The sequence below is a fragment of the Pseudomonas sp. FSL R10-1339 genome (assembly GCF_009600545.1).
Taxonomy (GTDB): Bacteria; Pseudomonadota; Gammaproteobacteria; order Pseudomonadales; family Pseudomonadaceae; genus Aquipseudomonas; species Aquipseudomonas bubulae.
Map to the genome: position 1 here is coordinate 1 of NZ_WIVQ01000124.1, position 10,225 is coordinate 10,225.

The following is a 10,225-nucleotide window of genomic DNA, read 5'->3' on the forward strand; positions in this document are numbered from 1 at the left end:
TCACCAGCACCTGAAGCTGGCGTGTCTACCAATTTCACCATCTGGGCAGTATCTTCAACGCTGTTGCCGTTGTTGATGGCGCGCATCTTACGGACGAACCTTTGACCTGTAAAGCGTTGTGTTTAAAAATAGTGAAAATATTTCGCGAACGGTTGGTCGACAGCAGCAAAGCGCGTCAGAAAGGACTAATAAGGCCCAGTGTGTGCCTGAAATTTCCCGTTTCAATACGCGTATGCCAAACTAACCCGCATATAGACAAGGTGAAAACTATCTAATGGCCGATTGGCAGACCCTCGATCCCGAGGCCGCACGTGAAGCGGAAAAATACGAAAACCCTATCCCTAGCCGCGAACTGATCCTTCAGCACCTGGCCGAGCGTGGCTCGCCTGCTGCTCGTGAACAGTTGGTGGAAGAGTTCGGTCTGACCACAGAAGACCAAATCGAGGCCTTGCGCCGTCGCCTGCGTGCGATGGAGCGCGATGCCCAACTGATTTACACCCGCCGTGGCACTTACGCGCCGGTGGACAAGCTCGACCTGATTCTCGGCCGTATCAGTGGCCACCGCGATGGCTTCGGCTTCCTGGTTCCGGACGACGGCAGCGACGACCTGTTCATGAGCCCTGCGCAAATGCGCCTGGTGTTCGATGGCGACCGTGCGCTGGCCCGTGTTTCGGGGCTGGACCGTCGTGGTCGTCGTGAAGGCGTGATCGTCGAAGTGGTTTCCCGTGCTCACGAAACCATCGTGGGTCGCTACTTTGAAGAAGGTGGTATTGGCTTCGTAGTGGCCGACAACCCGAAGATCCAGCAAGAAGTGCTGGTAACCCCGGGTCGCAACGCTGGCGCAAAAATCGGTCAGTTCGTCGAAGTGAAGATTACTCACTGGCCTACGCCGCGTTTCCAGCCGCAAGGCGATGTACTGGAGGTTGTAGGCAACTACATGGCTCCGGGCATGGAAATCGATATTGCCCTGCGTACTTACGACATTCCTCACGTATGGCCGGAAGCTGTGCTTAAGGAAGCAAGCCGTCTGAAGCCGGAAGTCGAAGAGAAAGACAAAGAGAAGCGCATCGACCTGCGTCATCTGCCGTTCGTCACCATTGACGGCGAAGATGCCCGCGACTTCGATGACGCCGTATTCTGCGAAGCCAAGCCTGGCAAGCTGCGCCTGTTCTCCGGCGGCTGGAAGTTGTACGTGGCAATTGCCGACGTCTCCAGCTACGTGAAAATCGGTTCGGCCCTGGATGCCGAAGCCCAGGTTCGCGGCAACTCGGTGTACTTCCCGGAGCGCGTGATCCCGATGCTGCCTGAGCAGCTGTCCAACGGCCTGTGCTCGCTGAACCCGAAAGTCGACCGTTTGGCCATGGTTTGCGAGATGACCATCTCCAAAACCGGCGAAATGACCGACTATCAGTTCTACGAAGCGGTGATCCATTCCCAGGCACGTCTGACCTACAACAAGGTCAGCACTATTCTGGAACAGCCGAAAACCAGCGAGGCCAAGCAACTGCGCAGCGAATACGCTGATGTAGTGCCGCACCTCAAGCAGTTGTACTCGTTGTACAAGGTGTTGCTGGCAGCTCGTCATACCCGTGGCGCGATTGATTTTGAAACCCAGGAAACCCGGATCATCTTCGGTTCCGATCGCAAAATTGCCGATATTCGCCCGACCACCCGTAACGATGCGCACAAGCTGATTGAAGAGTGCATGCTGGCGGCCAACGTGGCCACCGCCGAGTTCCTCAAGAAGCACGAGATTCCTGCGCTGTATCGTGTCCACGATGGTCCGCCGCCGGAGCGTCTGGAAAAACTGCGTGCGTTCCTCGGTGAGCTGGGCCTGAGCCTGCACAAAGGTAAAGATGGTCCGTCGCCAAAGGATTACCAGGCATTGCTGGCCAGCATCAAGGACCGTCCGGATTTCCACCTGATCCAGACCGTAATGCTGCGTTCGTTGAGCCAGGCGGTATACAGCTCCGATAACCAGGGCCACTTCGGCCTGAATTATGAAGCCTATACCCACTTCACCTCGCCGATTCGTCGCTACCCTGACCTGTTGACCCACCGTGCGATCCGCAGCGTGATCCATTCCAAGATGGATACCCCGCACGTTCGCCGTGCTGGTGCGATGACCATTCCGAAAGCGCGCATCTATCCGTACGACGAAGCGATCCTGGAGCAGCTCGGCGAGCAGTGCTCCATGAGCGAGCGCCGTGCCGACGAAGCCACCCGCGATGTGACCAACTGGCTCAAGTGCGAGTTCATGAAGGATCGCGTAGGTGAGTCGTTCCCTGGCGTGGTAACGGCAGTGACCGGTTTTGGCCTGTTCGTGGAACTGACCGATATCTATGTTGAAGGTCTGGTTCACGTAACTGCCTTGCCGGGCGACTACTACCACTTCGACCCTGTGCATCACCGCCTGGCGGGCGAGCGCACCGGTCGCAGCTTCCGCTTGGGTGATACCGTTGAAGTGCGGGTCATGCGCGTCGATCTCGACGAGCGCAAGATCGACTTCGAAATGGCGGAAAAAACCCTCAGTGCGCCGATTGGTCGTAAAAATCGTACTGCTGATGCGCCTAAAACCAGGAATGCAGGCAAGGCCGGTACCAAGCCGACTGAAAAGCCGGTTGAGCCAGCCCCGGCTGCACGTCGCAGTGCGCCGGCCAAGCCCGCTAAAAAATCCTCGGATGATGCTTATCGCCCAAGCGATGCTGCGGCAAAAAACGCCGAGCTGCGCAAAAGCCGTGAACTGAAACAGGCGCTGCTGGCCGAATCGAAAAGCGGCGGTCGGACATCGGAGCCGGGAAAGTCGGGTAGGGGGGCGCCTGCAAAAGATGCGGGCAAGCCTTCCAAGCCGAGCAAACATCGTAAAGGCCCGCCAAAATCGGGCACCGCTCCAGCCGCCAAAAGCGGCGGGGCGCGCAAACCTAAGGCCAAGTCATGAGTCTGGAAAAAATCTATGGCGTGCATGCCGTAGAAGCATTGCTGCGTCACCATCCCAAGCGCGTCAAGCAGGTATGGCTGGCAGAAGGTCGCAGTGATCCGCGTGTACAAACGCTGATCGAGCTGGCCAACGAAAACCGTGTGGCTGTCGGCCAGGCCGAGCGTCGTGAAATGGACGTCTGGGTCGAAGGCGTGCACCAGGGTGTGGTGGCGGACGTGAGTCCGAGCCAGGTCTGGGGCGAAGCCATGCTCGACGAGCTGCTCGATCGCACTGAAGGTGCCCCGTTGCTGCTGGTGCTGGACGGCGTGACCGATCCCCACAACCTGGGTGCTTGCCTGCGTTCGGCGGATGCTGCCGGTGCGCTGGCTGTTATCGTGCCCAAGGACAAATCTGCAACGCTGACGCCGACGGTACGAAAAGTAGCCTGCGGTGCAGCGGAAGTTATTCCGTTGGTTGCCGTGACCAACCTGGCGCGTACCCTGGAGAAGCTCCAGCAGCGCGGCTTGTGGGTTGTCGGTACGGCCGGTGAGGCTGAAGTCAGTATCTATGACCAGGACCTGACCGGCCCGACCATCCTGATCATGGGGGCAGAAGGCAAGGGCATGCGTCGCCTGACCCGTGAGCACTGTGATTACCTGGTCAAGCTGCCGATGGCCGGCAGCGTCAGCAGCCTGAACGTTTCGGTGGCGACAGGTGTTTGCCTGTTCGAAGCCCAGCGTCAGCGCGGCGCCAAGGCCAAGACTTCTTCGAAGAAGAAGTAAGCTGGCTGGCTGTTAAATGTGGGAGCGGGCTTGCTCGCGATGCGTATCACGCGGTGTCTCTGGATGACCGCAGCGATGCCATCGCGAGCCAGCCCGCTCCCACATTGGTTTGTGGCGTATACAAGTAAAGATTGTTCAAATAATCACCAATTGCCTTGCGCCTCTGTTGTCCCTTCTCTACAATTGCGCCCCTTGCCGTCATGGCGGGCGCATATGTGCCTCTCTAGGCAAGACACACAAGTGTCATTCACTCCTTGTCTGACCGCTTTTTAGTTAGCGGCAGGCTACAACCCGTAAGGAGCATTCATGCGTCATTACGAAATCATCTTTTTGGTCCACCCGGATCAAAGCGAACAAGTCGGCGGCATGGTAGAGCGTTACACCAAGCTGATCGAAGAAGACGGCGGCAAAATCCACCGTCTGGAAGATTGGGGCCGTCGTCAACTGGCCTACGCAATCAACAATGTTCACAAGGCTCACTACGTGATGCTGAACGTTGAGTGCACTGGCAAAGCCCTGGCTGAGCTGGAAGACAACTTCCGTTACAACGATGCTGTGATCCGTAACCTGGTCATCCGTCGCGACGAAGCCGTAACTGGCCAGTCCGAGATGCTCAAGGCTGAAGAGAACCGCAGTGAGCGCCGTGAGCGTCGTGACCGTCCTGAGCATTCTGACAGCGCCGATGGCGATGACAGCGATAACAGCGACGCCAGCGATAACGCTGACGAGTAATCCACGGACCTTTTGAGGAGCCAATTACATGGCACGTTTCTTCCGTCGTCGTAAATTCTGCCGCTTCACCGCAGAAGAAGTGAAAGAGATCGATTACAAGGATCTCAACACTCTGAAAGCTTACGTATCCGAGACCGGCAAAATTGTTCCAAGCCGTATCACCGGTACTAAAGCTCGTTATCAGCGTCAGCTGGCCACCGCTATCAAGCGCGCCCGCTTCCTGGCCCTGCTGGCCTACACCGACAGCCACGGCCGCTGAGACCGGGCAGTCGACAAGTAGTAAAGGATTGAAAGCATGCGCGCCTTAGCTGAGTTCATCATGCGAGGCCGTGTGCAGGCCACGTTAATCGTGGCCGGATGTGCGGCATTGCCGTTCTTGTTCTGGTTGAGTGCTGCTGCAGGTAGCCTGGTGCTTCTGCGGCGCGGTCCGAGAGATGCCTTGAGCATTCTCTCATGGGCGTTACTGCCGGCCTTGGTCTGGTGGTTTATCGGAGAGCCCCGCACCCTTATGGTGCTGCTGGGAACTCTGGGGCTGGCGTTGATGTTACGCGCCGGTCAGTCCTGGAATCGCGTGCTGCTGGTCAGCGTAGCGTTGGGTGTGGTGTATGGCGTGGTCCTGGGTACGGTTTTCCGCGAACCCATTGGTGCGATGGCGCAGGAGTTGGAAAAACTTCTGCCGCAGGTCCTCAATGGTCTCTACGACAAGTTATCTGACGTAGAGCGAGCGCGCCTTGGAGCACTGATTGCACCCGTCCTCACCGGTTTGATTGCAGCTTTGATGCAGGTCGTCAGCGTGCTGAGCCTGATACTTGGGCGTTATTGGCAGGCGTTGTTGTATAACCCGGGTGGTTTTGCCAGCGAATTTCGCAGCATCCGCCTACCGCTGGGACCAGCGCTCGTATTGCTGGCGTGCATGCTTGTAGGGCCGAACTTCGGTCCCGAAATGGCCATGCTTACGCCGTTGTGCAGCGTAGCGTTGTTCTTCGCCGGGCTGGCCCTGATTCATGGGCTGGTGGCGCAAAAGCGACTGGCCAAGTTCTGGCTGGTGGGGTTGTACGTCACGCTGTTGCTGTTTATGCAGCTGATCTATCCGTTGCTCGTGGTCTTGGCCATTGTCGACAGCCTGATTGATTTTCGCGGACGTCTGGCGCCGAAAGGCACCGATAAAGACTCTGCGGACGGTGAAGGTTAAAAGTTAAGAGGATTTTCACATGCAACTGATCCTTCTGGAAAAAGTCGCGAACCTGGGCAACCTGGGCGACAAAGTAAATGTTAAGGCCGGTTACGGTCGTAACTACCTGCTGCCGTACGGCAAAGCTACCGCTGCAACCGCTGCCAACCTGGCTGCGTTTGAAGAGCGTCGTGCTGAGCTGGAACAAGCTGCTGCAGACAAAAAAGCTTCGGCTGAAACACGCGCTGCCCAACTGGCTGAGCTGGAAGTGACTATCACTGCCACCGCTGGCGACGAAGGCAAGCTGTTCGGCTCGATCGGCACTCACGACATCGCTGATGCACTGACCGCCTCCGGCGTTGAAGTTGCAAAAAGCGAAGTTCGTCTGCCGAACGGCACTATCCGCAACGTTGGCGAATTCGACGTGGCTGTGCACCTGCACGCCGAAGTTGAAGCAACCGTACGCGTTGTTGTGGTAGCTGCTTAAGCAGTCTTAACTGACTGGCACCTTGTGTGCCGGACGGTTAACATCGGGCACGATCCTGTTTACAGGTCGTGCCCTTTGTCTTTCTGCAGATCCTGATTTTCAAACTAATTCCAAGTGGCCATGAACGATATCTCCGCTCCTGAGCAATACGATCTACAAACCGCAGCCCTGAAGGTGCCTCCGCATTCCATCGAGGCCGAACAGGCTGTGCTCGGTGGTTTGATGCTGGACAACAACGCCTGGGAACGCGTGCTGGATCAGGTTTCGGACGGTGATTTTTATCGACATGACCACCGCCTGATCTTCCGCGCCATAGCCAAGCTGGCAGACCAGAACTCCCCGATTGACGTCGTGACCCTTGCCGAGCAACTGGACAAGGAAGGTCAGACTTCGCAGGTGGGCGGCCTGGGCTACCTCGGTGAACTGGCAAAAAATACGCCGTCGGTCGCCAACATCAAGGCCTACGCCCAGATCGTGCGTCAGCGTGCGACGTTGCGTCAGCTTATCGGTATCAGCACCGAAATCGCCGACAGTGCATTCAACCCGGAAGGGCGCAGCGCCGAAGAAATCCTCGATGAGGCCGAGCGCCAGATCTTTGCCATTGCCGAGGCCCGGCCAAAAACCGGTGGCCCGGTGAGCGTCAATGATCTGTTAACCAAAGCCATCGACCGTATCGACACGCTGTTCAACACCGACAACGCCATCACCGGCCTGTCCACCGGTTACACCGACCTCGATGGCATGACCAGCGGCTTGCAGCCTGCGGACTTGATTATCGTCGCCGGTCGTCCATCGATGGGTAAAACCACCTTTGCGATGAACCTGGTTGAAAACGCCGTATTGCGCAGCGAGAAAGCGGTACTGGTTTACTCTCTCGAGATGCCAGGTGAATCGCTGATCATGCGTATGCTGTCATCGCTGGGTCGCATCGACCAGACCAAGGTCCGGGCCGGTCGCCTCGAAGACGACGATTGGCCGCGCCTGACTTCGGCGGTCAACCTGCTCAATGACCGTAAACTGTTTATCGACGATACCGCGGGCATCAGCCCCTCGGAAATGCGCGCCCGTACCCGGCGACTGGTGCGTGAGCACGGCGATATCGGCCTGATCATGATCGACTACCTGCAATTGATGCAGATCCCGGGTTCCGGCGGTGACAACCGTACCAACGAAATCTCCGAGATTTCCCGCTCCCTCAAGGCGCTGGCCAAGGAATTCAACTGCCCGGTAGTCGCGCTGTCACAGCTCAACCGTTCCCTGGAGCAGCGGCCCAACAAGCGCCCGATCAACTCCGACTTGCGTGAATCCGGAGCCATCGAGCAGGACGCCGACGTCATCATGTTCGTGTACCGGGACGAGGTGTACCACCCCGAGACCGAGCACAAGGGCATTGCCGAGATCATCATCGGCAAGCAGCGTAACGGCCCGATCGGCACCACGCGCCTGGCGTTTATCGGCAAATACACGCGCTTCGAAAACCTGGCGCCAGGCAGTTACAACTTCGACGACGATTAACCTGTCCGGCTTCTGTGGGAGCTGGCCTGCCAGCGATAGCATCGACGCGGTCAATCAGATAGATCGCGCCGCCTGAATCGCGAGCAAGCTCGCTCCCACAGACAATATGCCTGCGCCAATCAATTCCGACCATTGCCGTCGGAATTGGTCATTTTTTGTGCTATATTCCGCGCCCGCGAATTTCTTAGTAAATGCCGCGCCCCCTTTTTTGCACTCAACACCGGTCATCGACATGCAATCAGCCAAGCCTCTATTTGACTATCCGAAGTACTGGGCCGAATGTTTCGGCCCAGCACCATTCCTGCCCATGAGCAGGGAGGAGATGGATCAGCTTGGCTGGGATTCATGCGACATCATCATCGTGACGGGTGATGCCTATGTCGATCACCCGTCATTTGGTATGGCCATCATTGGTCGCTTGTTGGAGTCCCAGGGTTTCCGTGTGGGCATCATTGCCCAGCCGAACTGGCAGTCCAAAGACGACTTTATGAAGCTGGGCGAGCCGAACCTGTTCTTCGGCGTTGCCGCCGGCAACATGGACTCGATGATCAACCGCTACACCGCTGACAAAAAGATCCGTTCCGATGACGCCTACACCCCCGGTGGCATGGCAGGCAAACGTCCGGATCGCGCCAGTCTGGTGTACAGCCAGCGCTGCAAGGAAGCCTACAAAAACGTACCGATCGTACTCGGCGGTATCGAAGCTTCGTTGCGCCGTATCGCGCATTACGACTACTGGCAGGACCGCGTACGCAATTCGATCCTGATCGACGCCTGTGCCGATATCCTGTTGTACGGCAACGCCGAGCGCGCCATCGTCGAAGTAGCCCAGCGTCTGTCCTACGGCCACAAAGTCGAAGACATCACCGATGTGCGCGGCACCGCGTTCATTCGTCGCGATACGCCAAAAGACTGGTATGAAGTCGACTCCACGCGTATTGACCGTCCGGGCAAGATCGACAAGATCATCAACCCGTACGTCAACACCCAGGACACCCAGGCCTGCGCCATCGAGCAGGAAAAGGGCCCGGTTGAAGACCCGAACGAAGCCAAGGTCGTGCAGATCCTGGCCAGCCCGCGCATGACCCGTGACAAGACGGTCATCCGTCTGCCATCGGTCGAGAAAGTACGTGCTGATGCGGTGCTGTATGCCCACGCCAACCGCGTGCTGCACCTTGAAACCAACCCGGGCAACGCCCGTGCGCTGGTGCAAAAGCACGGCGAAGTGGATGTATGGTTCAACCCGCCACCGATCCCGATGACCACTGAAGAAATGGACTACGTGTTTGGCATGCCTTACGCACGTATTCCCCATCCTGCGTACGGCAAGGAAAAAATCCCGGCCTACGACATGATCCGTTTCTCGGTGAACATCATGCGTGGCTGCTTTGGTGGTTGCACCTTCTGCTCGATTACCGAGCACGAAGGCCGCATCATCCAGAACCGCTCCGAAGAGTCGATCATTCGCGAAATCGAAGAGATCCGCGACAAGGTGCCAGGCTTTACCGGGGTTATTTCCGACCTTGGCGGCCCGACCGCGAACATGTACCGCATCGCCTGCAAAACGCCAGAAATCGAATCCGCGTGCCGCAAGCCGTCCTGCGTTTTCCCGGGCATCTGCCCGAACCTGAACACCGACCACTCGTCGCTGATTCAGCTTTACCGCAGCGCCCGTGCCTTGCCGGGCGTGAAGAAAATCCTGATCGCTTCCGGTCTGCGTTACGACCTTGCCGTCGAGTCGCCGGAATACGTGAAGGAACTGGTCACCCACCACGTCGGTGGTTACCTGAAGATCGCCCCGGAACACACCGAGGAAGGTCCGCTCAACCAGATGATGAAGCCGGGCATTGGCAGCTATGACAAGTTCAAGCGCATGTTCGAGAAGTACACCAAGGAAGCAGGCAAAGAGCAGTACCTGATCCCGTACTTCATTGCCGCTCACCCCGGCACTAAAGACGAAGACATGATGAACCTGGCCATCTGGCTCAAGACCAACGGTTTCCGTGCCGACCAGGTGCAGGCGTTCTACCCGTCGCCGATGGCTACCGCCACCGCGATGTACCACTCGGGCAAGAACCCGCTGCGCAAGGTCACGTACAAGAGCGACTCGGTGACCATCGTCAAGAGCGAGGAGCAGCGCCGCCTGCACAAGGCGTTCCTGCGCTATCACGACCCGAAAGGCTGGCCGATGCTGCGTGAGGCGCTGACCCGCATGGGCCGTGCCGACCTGATCGGTTCGGGCAAGGACCAGTTGATCCCGTTGCATCAGCCGGCGACCGACAGTTACCAGAGTGCCCGTCGCAAAAACTCGACGCCTGCCGGTAGCCACAAGGTCGCGGGTGAGAAGACCACCAAGATCCTGACCCAGCACACTGGCCTGCCGCCGCGTGCCAGTGATGGTGGCAACCCGTGGGACAAGCGTGAACAGGCCAAGGCTGCTGCGTTTGCCCGCAACAAGCAGGCCGCCAAGGAGCGCCAGGAAGCAGCCAAGGGCGGCAAGAGCCAGCGCCCGGCCCGCAAGCCGGTAGTGCCGCGCTAAGCCTGCCCTTGTAGATACTCTGTTGCAGGTCAAGCCCTATTGTGGGAGCGAGCCTGCTCGCGAACGACCTTCGCGAGCAGGC

Annotated in this window: 8 protein-coding genes; all 8 read left to right on the forward strand. The window is 58.0% G+C overall.

Features of this window, described 5'->3' with window-relative positions; genetic code table 11:
• The first annotated feature begins 274 nt into the window (after window positions 1–274).
• Window positions 275–2,938: a ribonuclease R gene (rnr, locus tag GHO03_RS22190; RefSeq protein WP_095000963.1), complete on the forward strand. Its 2,664-nt coding sequence runs from the start codon at window positions 275–277 to the stop codon at window positions 2,936–2,938.
• Window positions 2,935–3,699, forward strand: coding sequence for a 23S rRNA (guanosine(2251)-2'-O)-methyltransferase RlmB (rlmB, locus tag GHO03_RS22195; protein WP_095000964.1), 765 nt, complete (start codon window positions 2,935–2,937; stop codon window positions 3,697–3,699). The genes rnr and rlmB overlap by 4 nt, the downstream gene beginning before the upstream one ends.
• Before the next feature lie 306 nt (window positions 3,700–4,005).
• Entirely contained in the window at window positions 4,006–4,431 is a 426-nt protein-coding gene (gene rpsF / locus GHO03_RS22200; protein WP_003439045.1) for a 30S ribosomal protein S6, read from the forward strand.
• Window positions 4,432–4,459: 28 nt separating this feature from the next.
• The gene (gene rpsR, locus GHO03_RS22205) at window positions 4,460–4,690 is read left to right on the forward strand and encodes a 30S ribosomal protein S18 (RefSeq protein WP_003171373.1); all 231 of its coding nucleotides are present in this window, start codon (window positions 4,460–4,462) and stop codon (window positions 4,688–4,690) included.
• A gap of 36 nt (window positions 4,691–4,726) precedes the next feature.
• Entirely contained in the window at window positions 4,727–5,623 is an 897-nt protein-coding gene (locus tag GHO03_RS22210; RefSeq protein WP_095000965.1) for a hypothetical protein, read from the forward strand.
• Window positions 5,624–5,642: 19 nt separating this feature from the next.
• Entirely contained in the window at window positions 5,643–6,089 is a 447-nt protein-coding gene (gene rplI, locus GHO03_RS22215; protein WP_003439047.1) for a 50S ribosomal protein L9, read from the forward strand.
• A gap of 120 nt (window positions 6,090–6,209) precedes the next feature.
• Window positions 6,210–7,604: a replicative DNA helicase gene (gene dnaB, locus GHO03_RS22220; protein ID WP_016783319.1), complete on the forward strand. Its 1,395-nt coding sequence runs from the start codon at window positions 6,210–6,212 to the stop codon at window positions 7,602–7,604.
• A gap of 232 nt (window positions 7,605–7,836) precedes the next feature.
• Window positions 7,837–10,143, forward strand: a complete 2,307-nt coding sequence (locus GHO03_RS22225) for a YgiQ family radical SAM protein (RefSeq protein WP_095000967.1) — start codon at window positions 7,837–7,839, stop codon at window positions 10,141–10,143.
• The last annotated feature ends 82 nt before the right edge of the window (window positions 10,144–10,225 follow it).

What these genes read in the sequence shown, in the direction of transcription:
- rnr (WP_095000963.1), top strand. Translation starts at nt 275, where the DNA reads ATGGCCGATTGGCAGACCCTCGATCCCGAGGCCGCACGTGAAGCGGAA.
- rlmB (WP_095000964.1), top strand. Translation starts at nt 2,935, where the DNA reads ATGAGTCTGGAAAAAATCTATGGCGTGCATGCCGTAGAAGCATTGCTG.
- rpsF (WP_003439045.1), top strand. Translation starts at nt 4,006, where the DNA reads ATGCGTCATTACGAAATCATCTTTTTGGTCCACCCGGATCAAAGCGAA.
- rpsR (WP_003171373.1), top strand. Translation starts at nt 4,460, where the DNA reads ATGGCACGTTTCTTCCGTCGTCGTAAATTCTGCCGCTTCACCGCAGAA.
- GHO03_RS22210 (WP_095000965.1), top strand. Translation starts at nt 4,727, where the DNA reads ATGCGCGCCTTAGCTGAGTTCATCATGCGAGGCCGTGTGCAGGCCACG.
- rplI (WP_003439047.1), top strand. Translation starts at nt 5,643, where the DNA reads ATGCAACTGATCCTTCTGGAAAAAGTCGCGAACCTGGGCAACCTGGGC.
- dnaB (WP_016783319.1), top strand. Translation starts at nt 6,210, where the DNA reads ATGAACGATATCTCCGCTCCTGAGCAATACGATCTACAAACCGCAGCC.
- GHO03_RS22225 (WP_095000967.1), top strand. Translation starts at nt 7,837, where the DNA reads ATGCAATCAGCCAAGCCTCTATTTGACTATCCGAAGTACTGGGCCGAA.